Annotated in this window: 26 protein-coding genes; 5 read left to right on the top strand and 21 right to left on the bottom strand. The window is 35.0% G+C overall.

The window, feature by feature from the left end; translation table 11 throughout:
• Positions 1-380, bottom strand: a 380-nt coding sequence (locus AAC851_RS15890) for a hypothetical protein (RefSeq protein WP_340601118.1), incomplete at its 3' end; no start/stop codon positions are given.
• 509 nt (positions 381-889) lie between these two features.
• Between AAC851_RS15890 and AAC851_RS15885 the strand changes: the two genes are divergently transcribed.
• Positions 890-1,258, top strand: a complete 369-nt coding sequence (locus AAC851_RS15885; RefSeq protein WP_340601117.1) for a hypothetical protein — start codon at positions 890-892, stop codon at positions 1,256-1,258.
• Between the two features lie 47 nt (positions 1,259-1,305).
• Here the strand turns inward: AAC851_RS15885 and AAC851_RS15880 are convergent, their stop codons facing one another.
• Positions 1,306-1,593 (bottom strand): hypothetical protein, encoded by a 288-nt coding sequence (locus tag AAC851_RS15880; protein ID WP_340601116.1) that lies wholly within the window; start codon positions 1,591-1,593, stop codon positions 1,306-1,308.
• A gap of 159 nt (positions 1,594-1,752) precedes the next feature.
• Between AAC851_RS15880 and AAC851_RS15875 the strand changes: the two genes are divergently transcribed.
• Positions 1,753-1,938, top strand: coding sequence for a hypothetical protein (locus tag AAC851_RS15875; protein ID WP_340601115.1), 186 nt, complete (start codon positions 1,753-1,755; stop codon positions 1,936-1,938).
• Between the two features lie 23 nt (positions 1,939-1,961).
• Here the strand turns inward: AAC851_RS15875 and AAC851_RS15870 are convergent, their stop codons facing one another.
• The gene (locus AAC851_RS15870; protein ID WP_340601114.1) at positions 1,962-2,225 is read right to left on the bottom strand and encodes a hypothetical protein; all 264 of its coding nucleotides are present in this window, start codon (positions 2,223-2,225) and stop codon (positions 1,962-1,964) included.
• Positions 2,226-2,384: 159 nt separating this feature from the next.
• On the opposite strand from AAC851_RS15870, the gene AAC851_RS15865 reads away from it, so the two are divergent.
• The gene (locus AAC851_RS15865) at positions 2,385-2,570 is read left to right on the top strand and encodes a hypothetical protein (protein WP_340601115.1); all 186 of its coding nucleotides are present in this window, start codon (positions 2,385-2,387) and stop codon (positions 2,568-2,570) included.
• 23 nt (positions 2,571-2,593) lie between these two features.
• Here AAC851_RS15865 and AAC851_RS15860 read toward each other — a convergent pair whose 3' ends face one another.
• Positions 2,594-2,857, bottom strand: coding sequence for a hypothetical protein (locus tag AAC851_RS15860; RefSeq protein WP_340601114.1), 264 nt, complete (start codon positions 2,855-2,857; stop codon positions 2,594-2,596).
• Positions 2,858-3,712: 855 nt separating this feature from the next.
• On the opposite strand from AAC851_RS15860, the gene AAC851_RS15855 reads away from it, so the two are divergent.
• Complete coding sequence (locus AAC851_RS15855) at positions 3,713-3,943, top strand: hypothetical protein (protein WP_340601113.1); 231 nt, start codon at positions 3,713-3,715, stop codon at positions 3,941-3,943.
• 60 nt (positions 3,944-4,003) lie between these two features.
• Here AAC851_RS15855 and AAC851_RS15850 read toward each other — a convergent pair whose 3' ends face one another.
• From AAC851_RS15850 to AAC851_RS15770, 17 genes are all read right to left on the bottom strand, one after another.
• Positions 4,004-4,816 carry a hypothetical protein gene (locus AAC851_RS15850; protein WP_340601112.1) on the bottom strand — a complete coding sequence of 271 codons (813 nt, stop codon included), beginning with the start codon at positions 4,814-4,816 and terminating at the stop codon, positions 4,004-4,006.
• A gap of 117 nt (positions 4,817-4,933) precedes the next feature.
• A complete protein-coding gene (locus AAC851_RS15845; RefSeq protein WP_340601111.1) occupies positions 4,934-5,281 on the bottom strand; it encodes a hypothetical protein in 348 nt (115 codons plus the stop codon).
• Between the two features lie 17 nt (positions 5,282-5,298).
• Entirely contained in the window at positions 5,299-6,330 is a 1,032-nt protein-coding gene (locus tag AAC851_RS15840; protein WP_340601110.1) for a hypothetical protein, read from the bottom strand.
• Between the two features lie 133 nt (positions 6,331-6,463).
• The gene (locus tag AAC851_RS15835) at positions 6,464-7,204 is read right to left on the bottom strand and encodes a hypothetical protein (protein WP_340601109.1); all 741 of its coding nucleotides are present in this window, start codon (positions 7,202-7,204) and stop codon (positions 6,464-6,466) included.
• A 226-nt stretch (positions 7,205-7,430) separates the two neighbouring features.
• Entirely contained in the window at positions 7,431-7,979 is a 549-nt protein-coding gene (locus AAC851_RS15830; RefSeq protein ID WP_340601108.1) for a hypothetical protein, read from the bottom strand.
• A gap of 812 nt (positions 7,980-8,791) precedes the next feature.
• Positions 8,792-9,109 (bottom strand): hypothetical protein, encoded by a 318-nt coding sequence (locus AAC851_RS15825; RefSeq protein ID WP_340601107.1) that lies wholly within the window; start codon positions 9,107-9,109, stop codon positions 8,792-8,794.
• Between the two features lie 88 nt (positions 9,110-9,197).
• A complete protein-coding gene (locus AAC851_RS15820) occupies positions 9,198-9,812 on the bottom strand; it encodes a hypothetical protein (RefSeq protein ID WP_340601106.1) in 615 nt (204 codons plus the stop codon).
• Between the two features lie 67 nt (positions 9,813-9,879).
• Positions 9,880-10,602, bottom strand: a complete 723-nt coding sequence (locus AAC851_RS15815) for an N-6 DNA methylase (protein ID WP_340601105.1) — start codon at positions 10,600-10,602, stop codon at positions 9,880-9,882.
• Positions 10,603-10,742: 140 nt separating this feature from the next.
• A complete protein-coding gene (locus AAC851_RS15810; protein WP_340601104.1) occupies positions 10,743-11,063 on the bottom strand; it encodes a hypothetical protein in 321 nt (106 codons plus the stop codon).
• Between the two features lie 27 nt (positions 11,064-11,090).
• Positions 11,091-11,495, bottom strand: coding sequence for a hypothetical protein (locus AAC851_RS15805; RefSeq protein ID WP_340601103.1), 405 nt, complete (start codon positions 11,493-11,495; stop codon positions 11,091-11,093).
• Positions 11,492-11,713 (bottom strand): hypothetical protein, encoded by a 222-nt coding sequence (locus AAC851_RS15800; RefSeq protein ID WP_035338426.1) that lies wholly within the window; start codon positions 11,711-11,713, stop codon positions 11,492-11,494. The genes AAC851_RS15805 and AAC851_RS15800 overlap by 4 nt, the downstream gene beginning before the upstream one ends.
• Before the next feature lie 54 nt (positions 11,714-11,767).
• Positions 11,768-12,265 carry a hypothetical protein gene (locus tag AAC851_RS15795; RefSeq protein ID WP_004949695.1) on the bottom strand — a complete coding sequence of 166 codons (498 nt, stop codon included), beginning with the start codon at positions 12,263-12,265 and terminating at the stop codon, positions 11,768-11,770.
• Between the two features lie 177 nt (positions 12,266-12,442).
• Complete coding sequence (locus AAC851_RS15790; protein WP_340601102.1) at positions 12,443-13,009, bottom strand: DUF7673 family protein; 567 nt, start codon at positions 13,007-13,009, stop codon at positions 12,443-12,445.
• A 40-nt stretch (positions 13,010-13,049) separates the two neighbouring features.
• On the bottom strand, positions 13,050-13,556 hold the full coding sequence (locus AAC851_RS15785) for a hypothetical protein (RefSeq protein ID WP_340601101.1): 507 nt from the start codon (positions 13,554-13,556) through the stop codon (positions 13,050-13,052).
• Entirely contained in the window at positions 13,531-13,842 is a 312-nt protein-coding gene (locus AAC851_RS15780) for a hypothetical protein (protein ID WP_340601100.1), read from the bottom strand. The genes AAC851_RS15785 and AAC851_RS15780 overlap by 26 nt, the downstream gene beginning before the upstream one ends.
• A gap of 187 nt (positions 13,843-14,029) precedes the next feature.
• Positions 14,030-15,133 carry a phosphoadenosine phosphosulfate reductase domain-containing protein gene (locus AAC851_RS15775; protein ID WP_340601099.1) on the bottom strand — a complete coding sequence of 368 codons (1,104 nt, stop codon included), beginning with the start codon at positions 15,131-15,133 and terminating at the stop codon, positions 14,030-14,032.
• Between the two features lie 143 nt (positions 15,134-15,276).
• Positions 15,277-15,630, bottom strand: a complete 354-nt coding sequence (locus AAC851_RS15770; RefSeq protein ID WP_340601098.1) for a hypothetical protein — start codon at positions 15,628-15,630, stop codon at positions 15,277-15,279.
• A 423-nt stretch (positions 15,631-16,053) separates the two neighbouring features.
• On the opposite strand from AAC851_RS15770, the gene AAC851_RS15765 reads away from it, so the two are divergent.
• Positions 16,054-16,305 carry a hypothetical protein gene (locus AAC851_RS15765; RefSeq protein WP_340601097.1) on the top strand — a complete coding sequence of 84 codons (252 nt, stop codon included), beginning with the start codon at positions 16,054-16,056 and terminating at the stop codon, positions 16,303-16,305.
• Positions 16,306-16,325: the final 20 nt, after the last annotated feature.

The following is a 16,325-nucleotide window of genomic DNA, read 5'->3' as shown; positions in this document are numbered from 1 at the left end:
GATTGATCACCTATAAAGTTTTTCTTAGCGTAAATAGCCCCTTTACTTTGCATTTCTTTAATATCTTCTTTGGCTACATTTTGTCTCATTAATACACCAAGTAGCATCATGTAAATTCCTCCAAAATCTTCAAAATATTTATCATTCATCGAATTATCATTTTGAAATTTTTCAAGTGTTAATTTGAGCTTTCTTTCAAAATCATCTACAACCTGTTCGATTCGATCTGCCTGATGTTTGATCCCAATTGATTGAAAGTTGTTGGTTAAAATCTTACTAAAAAGTTTACTCGCCCTTATACCCTCTGAGTCTGCTAATTTTTCATAATACTCTGCAACTTGAGTATCAATTCTAATTGTGTATGTTCTAAAATCTTGCATTTCTCGGCACCAAAAAACAAATATGATTCGCAAATTTTACACCAATTAAGTTTTATTAAAAATGAAAGTTTTTTTTATTAATATTTTCATATAGTTATGTTGAATTTTAATATGTTTATTTGAAAGTTTTCTATATAACAAAATGAAAGTTATTTTTTTATTTTAATTCATATAGTTACTTCAAAAAAATGCATTTTTTTTGAAAAAACAAATGAAAGTTGTTTTAATTATATATATCAATGCTTTATCTTGTTTTTTGCCGTTTTTTTTGAAAGCTTTTCTAAATTACTATTTTCCTCTGAAAGCCTTATACAGCAAGGCTTTTGGCGAAGCACCGTTAGGTGCGTGGTGTGTGAAAATTTTTCCCTCGCCCTGTGGCGAGATTTACTACTGTGACTCACCATATTGGCTTTAAAGATAGTTGCTAGAGGTTTATAGTTTTTTAGGGTTGCACGTTCACAGATAGATTGAATAGAATAGAGAAAATTTATTGAGTTTAGGATATAGCTATGACTGACCAACAAACACAACAAGCCAATCAAGATATTAATGAGGTAAAAACTGATTCAACACTTCAAAATAATTCAACCATTCACCAGCCACAAAAAAATGATGACAGCCAAAAAACTGAAAAATCAGATAATGATTCCACTGGTGATGATCCAACAAAAAACATGACTAAGGCGCAAAAAAAAGTATATGAAGCTGAACAAAAATTGAAGCTTGCAAAACAGGAATTAGAAAAAGAACAGGAAGCAGAAAAAGAGAAAAATACGCAAGATATTATTAAATTACTGGACAAACAAAAATTACTTGAAATACCTTTAACTGTATGGAAAGAGCATATAAAACAGATAGCGGAAAAGCTGAAAGCCTAATAAAAAATGACTGCCTAAGCAGTCATTTTTTTTATCAAAAATTCACATTATGCAGACTTAACATCTTTCATTTGATGTGATTTTTTGAAGTGATGCTTAACTGTAAACATTTCAGCTCCAGTCAATCTTACAACGTTCTGAACCACTACCTTTGCTTTGCCATTCTCAAAAGTAAACTCCTTATAAGTTAAGCGGTTTTTAGCAAGGTTTAGAACCAATACCATATTTTCGCCAAAGCAAACTTTTGTATTTTCGCTTTGTTCATAGATCGAGCATTCAGCCGATTTTTTAACGAAATAATTGATTTGAGATTTAGCTTGATTGATAGCTGACATTTTCACGACTCCAAGCCTTTCGGCATTTGTTGATTGAGGTTTAATTATATATAACCTAGGTTATATTTTCAAGTATCTATGTTGAAAAAAAATCCTTTTTTTTGTTAAAAATATCTTATAATTTTTATGGTCTATAAATTCAATAATGAGCATAATTTTATGAAGAAACGTGAAAAAATGGTACTGGCTTTTATTGCTGGAATAGGGCTAATATTATTCATGGCATATCTTTTATTTCGTGCCGATAATTCAGCTACCAGTTTAGCTTTATTGCTTATTGTAGGTGCAATATTCTTGATACTTTTACGCTATATCACAAAGATAAAAAATGATATTGATATGTAGTAAAAAAGCCCTTTCGGGCTTCTTTATTTTGTATTATCTTCGATAAATTTTAGATAATCTTTTACTTGTAACTCAAGCTCTTTTTGACTATCAGCACCTAAAATATAAATCCATTTTGGATTAGCATTTGAACCCTTAAAAATTTGAATTGTTGTAAAACAAAAATGGACATTGAATTTTACATTTTGCTCATTATATCGTGTATAAGTATCACCATTTTTTTGAAATGATTTATCTAAGTCTAAGTGATTTCTTACAACATTTTGAACAGCTTTAGGACTAAACATTTTCACGACTCCAAGCCTTTCGGCATTTGTTGATTGAGGTTTAATTATATATAACCTAGGTTATATTTTCAAGTATCTATGTTGAAAAAAAATCCTTTTTTTTGTTAAAAATATCTTATAATTTTTATGGTCTATAAATTCAATAATGAGCATAATTTTATGAAGAAACGTGAAAAAATGGTACTGGCTTTTATTGCTGGAATAGGGCTAATATTATTCATGGCATATCTTTTATTTCGTGCCGATAATTCAGCTACCAGTTTAGCTTTATTGCTTATTGTAGGTGCAATATTCTTGATACTTTTACGCTATATCACAAAGATAAAAAATGATATTGATATGTAGTAAAAAAGCCCTTTCGGGCTTCTTTATTTTGTATTATCTTCGATAAATTTTAGATAATCTTTTACTTGTAACTCAAGCTCTTTTTGACTATCAGCACCTAAAATATAAATCCATTTTGGATTAGCATTTGAACCCTTAAAAATTTGAATTGTTGTAAAACAAAAATGGACATTGAATTTTACATTTTGCTCATTATATCGTGTATAAGTATCACCATTTTTTTGAAATGATTTATCTAAGTCTAAGTGATTTCTTACAACATTTTGAACAGCTTTAGGACTAAACATTTTCACGACTCCAAGCCTTTCGGCATTTCGGTTTTAGAGTATTTATTATATATAACCTAGGTTATATTTTCAAGTATCTATGTTGAAAATACTTGTATTATTTTTTTAAATTTTATCCCTGTATTAACCTGTAGGCGGTGTCTACCGCCACAGTCGGGATATTAAAATTCAGCAACTTCTTACTCCCTGATTACCCAATCCCTAAAATTGTTCTAACGTGGTGTCTACCGAACAAAATTTCGGGGTCAAAAAAAATCTGTGATTTTTTGAAGAACACTAAATTTTGTGACTGCAAGCATATAGTCATTGCCCTTAAAAAATTAAATATTTTAAATTTTCAAAAATGATTATGATGCCTGTGGAGCTTGTGGGCAAAGCCATTCCCTGTGTGTAACCTTGTGGGAAATACCAACGGTTTTTCCACAACGGTTATGCACAGATCAGGAATGTGCGTTCGCTTGCGATTGTCCATAAATCCACAGGCAATAAACCATATTCTGATTAGCAGAATACCTATGACCAATCACCGCTATTTTTCAGCATATAAACATTTCCAGAATGAACTATTGTGTAATGATGTGGACGTGGGTGCGTTAGGGATGTTGCCCGTAGGGGCGAAACACTTGTGATCAAAAATTAAGACTGGAAAGATATTAAATTCAGGTTCAAGCTCCGCTTGAAACTAGAATTTAAATCTTTTCAGGATTGATTTTCACAAGTGGTTCCAGCGAAGCCAACTAGCCCGACCTGAAAGGGAACGCCCAGTAAAAAAAAATACTAAAAAATATAACCTGTGCTATAATCAAATCTCAATTGAGATACACACAATTTCAGCAATCAAGGAAAATTTTATCTGTGACAAATAAACCCAACGATCAAGAAAAAACCCCACTGGAAAGAGCAATCACGAAATTTAAAACAAAGAATAAGCGTCAACCAATTTCGATTGACCTTTATCTTGCTAAGCCAGTTGAAAATGAGGTTTATGAGAAGTGGCAAGGCATCAAGAATAAGAAAGAGTTTTTGATGTATTGCATCAATAATTATGATCAATTGAACAAAGAAATTGAGAGTAAGAATCTTTGATTTTTTCAAGTTGCGGTAACGCAACTTGAAAAAAAGGAGAGCTTTCGCCCTCCCGATCTATTAATCAATTAGTGTGTAAATTGCCCCTAACTGCACGTAATCCTCATTGAGTTTCATAGTCTCTTTTACATAGTCTGAAAAGAAAACAGCAAGGTTATTTATCATAGTTTTATTGTGTTCATAAGCCCAAAAACATAAATGACTTAATGCAAATAGATTAACCACAATTGAAAATTCCAAAAGTGATAATTCATACTTATTTCCGAAACAACTTTCTAAAGTAAATTTTGTATCCTCTGCACCATTCAGGATAAAAAATCCGTTATCCATTGACCATAAACCGCCTTTATACTGCTCCCCAGCTAGATCACTTGCAAAGTGGTACAAGTAGTTTTCAAGCTGGTTCATAAATCCCCACATTTCAGTCGTTGTATGGTGTCCACCATTATCGTCTTGGTGAGTTTTGAACATATTTAGATATTTGATTTTGTCTATATCATAGTCACCCATCAAATTTACTTGATCATTGCTCAGGTTAAGCAATTTTCCCTCTAATTTTGTAATTGGTTTTATAAAAATAAATTTTGGATACTGTGAGTTATCGTCAGCGATTGAATCATACATTTCAATAGCTGCCTTGAGTTCGCCAGCATTATTACAAGTCCCTTTATGTTCAATGTTAATTGAATCCGTAATTTCTGTGACCAGTCTTTCCAAGTCATCCAGTAAGTCAACGCTATCCAGTTCAACTACAATTAATTTCACTGGAAATAACTCGCCTAAATCAAAACCTTTTAAACGTGCATCACTAAGAGTAATGTAACCACATTGCTTTGCAGCTAGATCAGAAGGACATACATTTTGAATAGACATTTTCACGACTCCAAGCCTTTCGGCATTTGTTGATTGAGGTTTAATTATATATAACCTAGGTTATATTTTCAAGTGTCTTTGTTGAAAAAAAACCACTTTTTACAGTGGTTATATTGTTCATTTCTTTGATGCTATTTTTTCCAATTCTTTCGCTATGAAGTCAATCACTTCTCTATGATGTTGATCTGATTCTATCCAGTATGGAAGTTCCTCTTTTATGAGTTGAGGTAGATATGATTTTTTAAAAAATAATCCTCTGTCACTAATTTCATAACTTATCAGCCAGCGTTTTTTATTCTTCTCCTTGAATAAATAAACCACTTTATTTTCATAGTCTGCAACTACTCTTAATTTGCGCTTTTCTGCAAAATTTAGCGTTGTTTTGGTGATCTTAACCGCTTGTGTAGACATTTCCATAACTCCCAGCCTTTCGGCTTCTATGAATGAAATAGCCACGTTATACATGGCTATCATCCTAAAAATTATTTGCTAAGTTTTGCTAAGAATTGAACGCCTGACATATCTATAAAATCTGATAAGTTCCCGATAATTTCCCGAAGATCATAAACCCAGCCATCATTGTATGAGTCGTGTACTTTTCGTATAGTCTCAGGAAAAAATCTCCCATCCTCAACTCGGATAAGATAAACATTAAAATCTCTTTCATTAAAAATTTCTTCTACTTCATCCGTATCAAGTTTTTCAATGAAGTAATAACCCTCTGACAGAATTTCATATTCTGTTAAAGTTCCAATCTCTAGGTTCGATATTGATTCAGTAGAATTTAAATCCAGTATACAGTTAAGGTATTTAATCAATGTGTGTAACTCTTCCTGAGTTACCTTGATTTCTTTTATTTGACTCGGTAATAAAAAATAATTCACTGCAATGATGTTGCTATAGATCGCCAGCTCAAAAAATTGCTCCCTTTGTTCATCTTCAAATGAAAGTAGGTTATCTGGAATGAATGCCCCATTTCCCAGCAACCAGTTAACATTTTCTAAATTGGCAAAACTTTTTGCTCTGTTTTTAAATTCTTCCTTAACTCGCTGCTCCAACTCATTTAAAAAATCATACAGTTTAAAATGTGTTTTTGGATTGCGCTTAAAGTCCTTAACGCTATTGAGGAAATTTTTCTCAGTATCAGTAAAAATATTGCTGACCGCTAAAACTGGCATGATAAGATTATTAAAAAAATATCCTGCTTGTTTGTCCTGTTTTTCTGCTACTTGTTCAATTAAAAAATAAGTGCTCACCCCACCGCCAATATTGTACATTCTTTCAAATGATCGGTATGCAGTTTCAAATTGTTCCTCATTGTTGCAAGGAATCATTGCAGCACTGCTATAGTCTTTAAGATGGTTATAAACTTCCTCTTCACTTAATGAATCAAGCTCAGTGATGATGATGTTATATTTTTGTCCGTTTTCAAAAAAATCTATTGCATCATTTCTAAACTCTTCCAGTGTGATGATGCCCAATTTTTTAAAAACTGCTGAATAATCGTGGTTCATTTTCTCTGACTCCAAGCCTTTCGGCATTTCGGTTTTAGGAGTCTCTATTATATATAACCTAGGTTATATTTTCAATAAACCATGTTGAAAATAATCAAAAAAAATGAGGGCTTTTTAGCCCCCATTTTATCGCCTATGCTGCTGTAGCATTGCTTTCTATGTATCTGCGTACCAGCCTTTCCAGTGCATCATAATCCGTTTTAAAATGCTCCTTAACTTCAAAATAACGATTCTCTACACGTGCATAAAATTGAAATATTCCTCCGCCTATTTCTTCACTGATCATAAAGATTTCATAGGTTGATCTGTTAAAATGGCGTTGTGGTGGCAATACGTTCAGCATGTCATTAAAAACCGTTTTTTCTGTCTCTTCCACTTCCCCAGCTTTTAACGTTCTTCTGAAATAAACTTGCTCATCTTCGATGTGCATCATAATGTCTTTATAGCCCCATTCAGCAAGTTTAATTTTTACGCTGTCCACGTTCTGACCGCATGTAGTTTTGCATTCATTCTCAATCAGCAAATTACATAAATCATGACTTTCAATTCCAAATAACCCATCATGAGAATCTATTTCTGATTCATCTTCGACCATGCTTTCCGTTCCATCCTGGAACAATTTGAAAATTTCCTTGCGACCATACAAATCCTTTGCACGTTTTTGGCTCATTGGGTGCATGATTCCGCTTCGATACCCATAATCAAGCATATCTTTTTTTGTGACCGTTAAATCAAGCATAGCCTGCATTGACTCAGTTGATAGCCCTTTAATACGTTTAATGGTTTCCTTGTTCGGCTCTTCCATATAGCTATAGATTGATTCAATATGTCTGCCATTGTGCCAAGCGGTATAAGATAAGATTTTATTTAACATTTTCACGACTCCAAGCCTTTCGGCATTTGTTGATTGGTTGAGGCTTAATTATATATAACCTAGGTTATATTTTCAAGTATCTATGTTGAAAATAATCATATTATTTTTATTAAAAACAGTCATATAGTGATCGGCTGATTTTGTGAGTACAGAATAATCTATGATTATTCTACGCAACGGAATCAGCCGAAAAAAAACCACTTTTTACAGTGGCTTTTATTGTAATTTATGCTAATTTCGCCTTATTCGGGATGCTACCCCCTTGCTTATTGTCTTGTGTTCCTGTGTCCTGATCAGCTTCATTTTTTACAGTCTTTGCACCGTACTTTTTACGGATATAGCTCATGCCTTTTTTTGTCCATCCACTTTTTTGCCCAGCAAACGACCATTTTTTATGGCTGGTGCTCCATTTAAAGCCCATTTCTTTCAATTCTTCTTTGTATGGCTTGGTATCACCTGAAACCCAAACCCAAACGCCTACAAGCTCAATACGGATACCTTTAAATCCTTTCCCGATCAGCTCATAAATTTTTTCCTGAACCAGTTTTTCAACTTCTGTTTGGTGCTCCTTACTCTTCCAAAAACTTTCTTCTGAATAGTTGCTTTCATCTTCTGCATCAATTAAATTTTCCAACAGATAATCATATTCAGCATTAATGATCTGCATGATTTCGGTTTTACCGCCACGATCAGGATGATGCTTAAAGCACAACTTTTGATAAGCTTTTTTTAATGCTGCTAAATTTTCGATGTTAGTTAAATATTGAATTTGCATTTTCTGACTCCAAGCCTTTCGGCATTTCATTGTTTATAATTAGATTATATATAACCTAGGTTATATAATCAAATAAATAAACCTTTTGAAAACAAACACTTATGAATTATTTTCGACATTCTTTTATATAATTTTATCAATAAAATCAAAGACTTGAATCTCACCCTGTAGTAACCTGTAGGCGGTGTCTACCGCCACAGTCGGGATATTAAAATTCAGCAACTTCCTACTCCTTGATTACCCAATCCCTTAAGTGGCTGTGACGTGGTGCCAGCAAAGCAAATTTGAGGGGGCAATAAAAATCTGTGATTTTTTGCAGCACACTCTAATTTGCGACATGATAGCGAAATGCTATGTATATGAGCGTAGAATCACCATAGAGCGATAAATATCTAAAATTCGATATAGGGTAGCCAAATTAAATCACCCTCACCACAAGCGTCTAAATGCGCTTTAAACAATTATATTTTTTGATTATTAATCGAGCATAGTCATTTTTATCTATGCTGAAGCAATTATTTGGTCTATTCATAGATGAACTAACTATGCTGGCCACTCAGATCTCACCCTGGAAGTGCTATCGAGTAAAATGTTGGACGTGGGTGCGTTAGGGATGTTGCCCGTAGGGGCGAAACACTTGTGATCAAAAATTAAGACTGGAAAGATATTAAATTCAGGTTCAAGCTTCGCTTGAAACTAGAATTTAAATCTTTTCAGGATTGATTTTCACAAGTGGTTCGAGCAAAGCCAACTAGCCCGACCTGAAAGGGAACGCCCAATAAATAATAGAATTAATGCATTTACTTATTGATCTAAAGCTGAGCACGTAAAAAATAAATAATACCCACCCCAATAAGAGCGGTCACAGGTAACATTAAAAATTTGAACATTTTGAATGGAAAATCTTCTGACTTTCGGTTAGCAAAGAAAAAATACAAAACGCAAGCAACACACGAAATACCAACCAGCCACCATCCTGCGGTAATTCCATAGTTAAAAGGAGTTTCAGGATCATCCTTATATATACTAGCTGTGCTCACGGCAATCAAAAGCATAAATGTTGTGGCCGTAAACGCATATACTGGCAATCCACTTCTTTCATCTTCTTTTTTAGAGTTGCGTTGACGCATCATTTACTCCTTTTATGATTTCAGGCATGAATATTATAGATTGAATACCAGGGAGTCCATTCAGACTGAATACACGCCCTGGATTACCTTATTTAGCAACTTTCTCACAATACTCCTTGATCTGCATAAATTCCTTTTCACTTAACTGTTTGGCATCTTTAGATTTATGCTCGTTATCTTTCAGCCATTGCTTACAATCAACAACGATTTCTTTGTTTGTTGAACTACTGGCCGTTGACTTACTGGAATCAGAAAGTATCCATGCTAAGAGCACCCAGGATAAGAAATTACTGTTAGATTTTTTTTGTTCATATTTTTTCTTTTTTAGATCGCTATAACTTGTTCCAGTTTTTTTAACAGGTGCCGTTGCTGTTTTTGGTGGAATTGATTTTTTACTTTCCTGTTTATAAGGTGCCGTTTTTACTGAGTTAGATGATGTGACAGGCCGATAAACTGTAGAACTGGATGTTTTATATGAAGATACTGCACTTGTCGAGCTGCTACTACTTTTCGTTGGGCTAGAGCTTGAACTTGATGAACTACTGCTACTGCTATATGAGCTTGAAGATCGACTGCTGTTAGATGACATAGAAGATCGACTGCTGGATGAATAACCGGATTTAGAAGCAGACAACGCAACGGTAGACATAGAAAATGCGCTTGCACCAAGTACGATAGCCAACAATGTTTTTTTAAATTTCATTTGTATAACCTTTTGATATTATTCAACGGTTGCCTATCCCGATTGAGATAGGCAAATTTTCTTAGAGTTAATTAAGTTTTGACTTCCACCCACCCATCACATAAGCCGGTGTTATCCATTCCTCACGGAATTTCAACGTTAGGCTATCCCCTACAAAGATTTTTGCCGGAACATGCCATAACGTCAGCTGTATGTAGCTCATCAAAGCCACCAGGCGGTCAATATCTACGCCCTCGATGTAGACGTGATGAAATGGGTTGAAACCTTTCTCGATTACCAGCTTTACCATTGCCAATAAAGTAGAGCCGGCACCACAAGCTGAGTCACTTACTTTTATAAAGCCGTTTTGTTTTATTATTTCTGCAATACTCTCGCTGTGCATTACTGCCATAAGGTCAGAAATTCCAGTCGGGGTAAAATGCTGGCCGTTATGTTCAGAACCAAACTCAAACTCCATATAGAAGTCACCCAGCACATCATGAGGAACCGTATAGGCTTGCATTAACTCTTTCATGATATGGAATAGCTGAGGAATTTTGAGTTGATCTTCACGCTGATACTTTGCATTGATTTTAATAAAATCATCTTCCAGTTCTTGCACCAAGTAGCCTTGATGAATACCTCTAAGGCTGTTTCTCAGTGCATACGCTGAACACAAAATAAAATCCTTAAAGACTTCAAAACGGTGTCTACAGCGGTCAAACGAGAGAAAAACCTCTTTGAAATTGATCTTCAAATTTTCAATACGAGTATAGTCTACTGGCTGCCACAGATTTACATGAGAGTTCATTTTCTCTGACTCCAAGCCTTTCGGCATTTCGGTTTTAGGAGTCTCTATTATATATAACCTAGGTTATAAAATCAATCCCCTTTAGCGCATAGCAGAAAAATATTCATATTCCTCTGCTTAGGCTATTTTCTATGAATTTATTATTTTGCTTCTTTAATTGCTTTGATAATTTCATCAAAAGTCATGATTGTATGATCAATCCAAATTTTTTTGACTAAATCAAGGCTACTTGTATCGAACTCCAAATATTCAATACAGGTTGAATCATAATTCTTTCCATCACGAGTTCCGTTGGATCTTCTAACATCCACGATAAATGACAATTTTAAGGCTTGAGCTTTCAGATAAACGACTTTTCCCTGATCGGCCTTAACAGCCTCAACCAAAATCTCTTTCTTGTTGGCTCTTCTTGCCATTTTTTCTTCATGCCAACGTTTCTCATCGGCTCCAAATCCAAACATAGATTCACTCCTCATTTAAAATTTAGCTTATTGATAATGCTTTCTGTATTTTTCAATATCATACGTTAAAGTGTACTGGATGCCCTCATCACAGCGATAAACATAACTATCTTCATTAGAGCTAAAGATGGTTCCGACCACTGGCTTACCATTCGTACTTACACCTACTCCAAGATCAGTTGAGTTATTGGCCTGAACAAAACCAACTTGCTTACAGTTTTGCTTGAACATTGTAGCTGCTCTTTTTTCATCAGCACTGATATAGCGTGGCTGGTCACTGATAACACTTGGTTCTAATATCACGATTACTACGACCATAATGACCATCACTGCAATTATTAATGCTGGTGTTTCATAACTCCGTGACCAAGCAAACACTCCAATTGCTCCAATAATTCCAGCAACAACTATCGTACTAAGAATATCAATCATGTACCGCCCCTTTTCCCGATATAAACCTGCTTCACAGTGCTTTTCTTACTTGATTGATGTTCTGCTAACAATGTAGTTATTCCCATTGCGCCCAGGATAACGGCTATCGCACTTGCTATAAAATATTGCCGTTTTTCTTTATATTTCACCGCATAAATCAAAAAAGCGACTATATATCCGGAACTGCACAGAACAACAATGACAATCAAAATGATCATGCGCCCTCACAAAAAAGGCTGGTCGTTGCGTCACCGCAACTACCAGCCCTATCTTTAAGCTATAAACCATCCATACTTAACAGATGAAGTGAAGCCTTTCCCGACCACTTCACCAAATGAATGTGTTTGTGCTATTTCTTTAATAAGTTTTTCAGCAACTTGATACTCTGAATTGATAATCTCTACCAAGTGATGAAATGTAAAAGTTTTATTGTCTACATGGTTCTGATATTCACTTGTTAATGACACTTCCACCCAGTAGCCATGATCATCATAAAAGCCTGTTTCTTGTTCTTCATTCCAATACTGGGCATAATTCTCCCAATAGTAGCTTGCAGTATTGGGCTTAACCAAATAGATTTGCATTCCCGAATGATAGCCAAAGCTTTCAATGATTTTATGAAAGGTCAATTGATCATTGGCCTTATCCAAGCTTTCCCCAACATTGTCACGATCATCTAACCAAAACAATTCCTCATCCTGGTTGTTGTCAAAGTCGATTCCAAAGTTAAGTAAAACTTCATTACCAGTATAAAAGTTAGGTGAACCCATTTTCTTACTCCAAGCCTTTCGGCATTTCGGTTTTAGGAGTCTCTATTATATATAACCTAGGTTATAAAATCAACTTTCACCCTATTTGTCTCTATTCCCTTTTAAATCATTCATACTGTTTAAAAACAGAAACGTCTGCTGCCATACTTTTACCTATTCTCAAAATTAAATATGTACTTAATCTAAATTATTTTTTATCCATCTGCGAACTGAATCACCAGTCCTATCTAGCATAGCTAAATGATCTTTAAACTCGTCTGTGTACAGGTTCTTCATTGCACCTTTTAAATCGTTTCCATATATGAAGTAGTCCAAAACTTCAACCATACCCTCCATTTTGGCTTTATCTTCAAGCTGCCCTCTTGACCAAACTGTCTGCGCCCACCCCTCAAACACTTGACTACCATTTTTGATGTATCTATGAACCTCTTGTGTTAGCCTTGAATCCATAGCCAGGACACTTAAACAATCTTGAACAATAGCCGTGTCCAGACTTCTTAAATCTGTCAAGTCAAATGGAAAACGTGCTCCGTTATAGCAGCCCAATAAGAATTTGCGAACAGTGATACATTGGCCTGAATCACCATTTGCGATATTGATCAAGCGTAATAGAGCTGGTTCTCCTTGCTCATGGGCTTTGGTGCTGAACGTCTCATCAGCTTGCATAGAAGCAAATATATTGTTCATCATTTCGTCCTTTTCCTGTTGAGTTGGCTCAAACTGTTTTGGTTTTGGATATGTCATAATATTTCATCCTTTTTATGAGATAGTAACTTAATTACACTTAGAACTTTAGTTCTTGTTTAGTTGCCAGCTGGATAAACCCAAACTTTGCACAAAAACGGAATAGTTCAAGCATTTTAAGGTGCATGGCCTGAAATTGTAGGTGCTCCAATTCACTTGTAAAGAAGTCTTTTAACAAGTGCGGTTTGAAAATTAAGTCTATGTTCGTTTCCCACCAAATTTGACACTCTGCAATGATTGAACCGGTTAACGTATTGGTTGATTTACATGCTTCCAGGAATGGACAATCTTCCAAAATGCCATTGATTTTTTCCAATCCAGCAATGTACTCCCTGAATTGCTTACAGGTGCCCAGCTCAGCAATCATATAATCATCACAGTGATACATATTTTCGCCCAGGTAATCTAACCCACCATTGAAGTTGATATTTGGCTGGATGCCCTCAATTGATCCTATGCCTGGATTACCTCTGTAATTACCGATACAGAAATTTTTTAAGGCTAATATTTTAAAAATCATATCATCCTCCAAACTTTCCAGCTTCATAGGTAAACACCATGCACTTGTTATTATTTTCAATTACTAAAGCTCGTTTTTCATCGTAAAACCCACGATAAAACTTTGTTGCATCATCAGTTGAGATTGTGACACCTGAACGCTTGTCTTTCGCATAGTTCATCTTCTTGCGAACTATATCCAATAGATCAGTACCTAGCTTTCTTGAGAAAGTGCTATATGTAACTTGCTGTGCCGTTTTTTTGAATTGAGTAATGACAGGTTCACTAAGATTCTCGTCATACTCGATTAGTTTTTTTGCAGTCCAACTACCCATTTTCATGACTCCAAGCCTTTCGGCATTTCGGTTTTAGAGTATTTATTATATATAACCTAGGTTATATTTTCAAGTATCCATGTTGAAAATATTTGCTCTTTTTTTTCACTGGTCGAATACATAAAATATCAACCAATTCAAGAAAAAAGCCCATATCAAAATATGCAATATGGGCTTGTATCTTTTTCTATACTGAACCACAACCCTCTACACTAAACGCCCCTAACGGAAGCTGCCAGTTACTCGTGAAGATCGGCAACGTGTATTCTCTTTTCATTGCCTGGGATAATGCTTCCATATCAACAATATCAAAAGGCTCTATATCAGCACTAATATCAACTACATTCAATTTCTTGCGGCTAATCGTGGTTTGAAATTGATTTTCATATCCAACTATTGACTCTATTCGGTCAGGAAAATAGTGCTTGATGGTCGCCCATATTTTAGGGCTATTATAGATACACGTCATACAGCTTGATCTTGACCATCCCAGCTTGTAGGGCACTGGTGCAGCGACATTGTGACCCTCTAAAATCTCCCATACCTGACGTTCAGTAAACTCCAACACAGGACGATAAGCATCAATCAAACGTCCCTTTTTTCCGTTCCGGTTATCACAAAAATGAGTTTCCAGCTGGAAATATTTTGCCCGATTAGAACTCTCTTCACGTCTCTCACCAGTAACAAACAAAATTTTAGTGTCATTAAACCGTTCTTGATTAGAAAAGGCTCTGCGTCCTACTTCTATTTTTAGTGCTGATGAACACCATCTAACATTCAAATCCTTTGCTTGCTGTGGAAATTTCAAACGTGTACTGGCTTTTGCACGTTTACGTGGAATGATGATATTGCCATTGGGTGTCTCAACAACATACTCATGACTGATAGAGTCCTTTTTGAGCATTTCACCCTGGAACCCATACTTTAACCAACTATTATAAAGTGGCAACTTAAATGCCTTAGCCAGTTGCTTGTTATAGCTATCCATAAACTGCCAATCCATGAAAAGACTACCCTCATTACCATCTACCAAGTTATGCCATAACTCAACTTTTGACATATCCACGCCCATCTCAATTAGATGCAGTAAAGATGCAATGCTGTCTTTTCCACCACTCATGCTGATAACAATAAGATCATAAAAACTTAAATCTATTTCCGGTGCTGAAAATATTCTGTCCTCTGTTTCTACCACTTGACCAATTGAGCTATTTAAAACATTGGGAACAACATTTAAATCATCGTGATTATCAATTGTTTCAAAATCTACACCTTGACTATTTTCTAACATTTTCTGACTCCAAGCCTTTCGGCATCTAGGTTTTTGAGTATTAACTTTATATAACCTAGGCTATATATTCAATTTTATTTTATAATAAAAAAGCCTACATCAAACATCAAACGATGCAGGCTTTTAAAGTTGCGTTACCGCAACTAACCCCATTTTTCCACACCATCAATGGCAATATCTTCTGTAGGCTCTACTTTCCGAACAATGTAACTAATATTTTTTGGGAACCAGTAACAATCCCAGTCTAAGTACACATAAAAATGACCTTTTTCAATGCTATCTTCCTCAATAGCAAGCACTGTAAACCCTTTCAATAGATGACCATAACCATTGATTACCTCAATAGTATCTCCCACTGCAATATCACCAAAAGGCAACTTCGTAACGTCTGTTAATTCAGATAATTTCTGCACTGGAAATGAACGTTTGCCCTTTTCAACCCAGGCTAAAAATTCTTTTTTATGCTCTAACTTACTTGCTAAAAATTTAGATTCCATTTTCTGACTCCAAGCCTTTCGGCATTTCATTGTTTATAATTAGATTATATATAACCTAGGTTATATAATCAAATAAATAAACCTTTTGAAAACAAACACTTATGAATTATTTTCGACATTCTTTTATATAATTTTATCAATGAAATCAAAGACTTGAATCTCACCCTGTAGTAACCTGTAGGCGGTGTCTACCGCCACAGTCGGGATATTAAAATTCAGCAACTTCCTACTCCTTGATTACCCAATCCCTTAAGTGGCTGTGACGTGGTGCCAGCAAAGCAAATTTGAGGGGGCAATAAAAATCTGTGATTTTTTGCAGCACACTCACATTTGCGACATGAACCAATAAAAACAACAAAAGTTACCCCAACCCTTTACATCCATTTTTATCAAAAATACCATTAGATTAAAGGAGATTCACTCATGCAATTTAAAATTAGCTTTGATGCCTGGAAAGAACAAGTTATAGAGCACTTAAAGAATAATTTAGGAGAAGAGCATTCTAACCAGGACAACTTAGACTTCCTGATCCGGAGTGATGAATCTCTTCGTTCTGACTATAAAGATGACTATTCCCCTCATTTATGTGCTCAACTGATATGGGCTGACAATAACCTCCAGTATGATCCTGGCCGTGAAATATTCCTTTCTTCCAATAACAGTGAGTTTCCATGACTAAAAACATACATGAGCTT

It is taken from the genome of Acinetobacter sp. HZNU-JH01 (genome assembly GCF_037996845.1).
Lineage (GTDB): Bacteria > Pseudomonadota > Gammaproteobacteria > Pseudomonadales > Moraxellaceae > Acinetobacter > Acinetobacter haemolyticus.
This window is presented reverse-complemented; position numbering and strand designations above follow the sequence as displayed.

What these genes read in the sequence shown, in the direction of transcription:
- AAC851_RS15885 (WP_340601117.1), top strand. Translation starts at nt 890, where the DNA reads ATGACTGACCAACAAACACAACAAGCCAATCAAGATATTAATGAGGTA.
- AAC851_RS15880 (WP_340601116.1), bottom strand. Translation starts at nt 1,593, where the DNA reads ATGTCAGCTATCAATCAAGCTAAATCTCAAATCAATTATTTCGTTAAA.
- AAC851_RS15875 (WP_340601115.1), top strand. Translation starts at nt 1,753, where the DNA reads ATGAAGAAACGTGAAAAAATGGTACTGGCTTTTATTGCTGGAATAGGG.
- AAC851_RS15870 (WP_340601114.1), bottom strand. Translation starts at nt 2,225, where the DNA reads ATGTTTAGTCCTAAAGCTGTTCAAAATGTTGTAAGAAATCACTTAGAC.
- AAC851_RS15865 (WP_340601115.1), top strand. Translation starts at nt 2,385, where the DNA reads ATGAAGAAACGTGAAAAAATGGTACTGGCTTTTATTGCTGGAATAGGG.
- AAC851_RS15860 (WP_340601114.1), bottom strand. Translation starts at nt 2,857, where the DNA reads ATGTTTAGTCCTAAAGCTGTTCAAAATGTTGTAAGAAATCACTTAGAC.
- AAC851_RS15850 (WP_340601112.1), bottom strand. Translation starts at nt 4,816, where the DNA reads ATGTCTATTCAAAATGTATGTCCTTCTGATCTAGCTGCAAAGCAATGT.
- AAC851_RS15845 (WP_340601111.1), bottom strand. Translation starts at nt 5,281, where the DNA reads ATGTATAACGTGGCTATTTCATTCATAGAAGCCGAAAGGCTGGGAGTT.
- AAC851_RS15840 (WP_340601110.1), bottom strand. Translation starts at nt 6,330, where the DNA reads ATGAACCACGATTATTCAGCAGTTTTTAAAAAATTGGGCATCATCACA.
- AAC851_RS15835 (WP_340601109.1), bottom strand. Translation starts at nt 7,204, where the DNA reads ATGTTAAATAAAATCTTATCTTATACCGCTTGGCACAATGGCAGACAT.
- AAC851_RS15830 (WP_340601108.1), bottom strand. Translation starts at nt 7,979, where the DNA reads ATGCAAATTCAATATTTAACTAACATCGAAAATTTAGCAGCATTAAAA.
- AAC851_RS15825 (WP_340601107.1), bottom strand. Translation starts at nt 9,109, where the DNA reads ATGCGTCAACGCAACTCTAAAAAAGAAGATGAAAGAAGTGGATTGCCA.
- AAC851_RS15820 (WP_340601106.1), bottom strand. Translation starts at nt 9,812, where the DNA reads ATGAAATTTAAAAAAACATTGTTGGCTATCGTACTTGGTGCAAGCGCA.
- AAC851_RS15815 (WP_340601105.1), bottom strand. Translation starts at nt 10,602, where the DNA reads ATGAACTCTCATGTAAATCTGTGGCAGCCAGTAGACTATACTCGTATT.
- AAC851_RS15810 (WP_340601104.1), bottom strand. Translation starts at nt 11,063, where the DNA reads ATGTTTGGATTTGGAGCCGATGAGAAACGTTGGCATGAAGAAAAAATG.
- AAC851_RS15805 (WP_340601103.1), bottom strand. Translation starts at nt 11,495, where the DNA reads ATGATTGATATTCTTAGTACGATAGTTGTTGCTGGAATTATTGGAGCA.
- AAC851_RS15800 (WP_035338426.1), bottom strand. Translation starts at nt 11,713, where the DNA reads ATGATCATTTTGATTGTCATTGTTGTTCTGTGCAGTTCCGGATATATA.
- AAC851_RS15795 (WP_004949695.1), bottom strand. Translation starts at nt 12,265, where the DNA reads ATGGGTTCACCTAACTTTTATACTGGTAATGAAGTTTTACTTAACTTT.
- AAC851_RS15790 (WP_340601102.1), bottom strand. Translation starts at nt 13,009, where the DNA reads ATGACATATCCAAAACCAAAACAGTTTGAGCCAACTCAACAGGAAAAG.
- AAC851_RS15785 (WP_340601101.1), bottom strand. Translation starts at nt 13,556, where the DNA reads ATGAAGCTGGAAAGTTTGGAGGATGATATGATTTTTAAAATATTAGCC.
- AAC851_RS15780 (WP_340601100.1), bottom strand. Translation starts at nt 13,842, where the DNA reads ATGGGTAGTTGGACTGCAAAAAAACTAATCGAGTATGACGAGAATCTT.
- AAC851_RS15775 (WP_340601099.1), bottom strand. Translation starts at nt 15,133, where the DNA reads ATGTTAGAAAATAGTCAAGGTGTAGATTTTGAAACAATTGATAATCAC.
- AAC851_RS15770 (WP_340601098.1), bottom strand. Translation starts at nt 15,630, where the DNA reads ATGGAATCTAAATTTTTAGCAAGTAAGTTAGAGCATAAAAAAGAATTT.
- AAC851_RS15765 (WP_340601097.1), top strand. Translation starts at nt 16,054, where the DNA reads ATGCAATTTAAAATTAGCTTTGATGCCTGGAAAGAACAAGTTATAGAG.